Below are 388 nucleotides of genomic sequence, written 5' to 3' on the forward strand. Positions count from 1 at the left end.
CCCCCCCCCCCCCCCCCCCCCCCCCCCCCCCCCCCCCCCCCCCCCCCCCCCCCCCCCCCCTCTTTCCTCCTCCGCCCCCCACCCCCAACTACACTATGGCTCGATCGTCGGCAGCGTCAGATGTGTATAAGAGACAGCCTTTGGGCATATTGCTTAATTTGCTCAGGATCGTATAGGTTACGGTTGTGTGCAATATATTCCATGGCCATAGCCTACCGCGTGGCAGATGCCGCTAGCCACCGCATAAATATGGGGGGGGGGGGGGGATCTCCGATCCCACGAGACCTGCGTTACCATCTCGTATTCCGTATTCTGCATGAAAAAAGCGGGGGGGGGGGGGGGGGGGGGGGGGGGGGGGGGGGGGGGGGGGGGGGGGGGGGGGGGGGGG

Annotated in this window: 1 protein-coding gene; it reads left to right on the top strand. The window is 67.8% G+C overall.

What is annotated here, in order from left to right; genetic code table 11:
- Positions 1 to 201: 201 nt before the first annotated feature.
- The coding region (locus tag JHD79_RS22920; protein WP_233164851.1) for a hypothetical protein at positions 202 to 388 on the top strand (187 nt) is incomplete at its 3' end.

This window comes from Pedobacter sp. ASV28 (assembly GCF_016428855.1).
GTDB lineage: Bacteria > Bacteroidota > Bacteroidia > Sphingobacteriales > Sphingobacteriaceae > Pedobacter.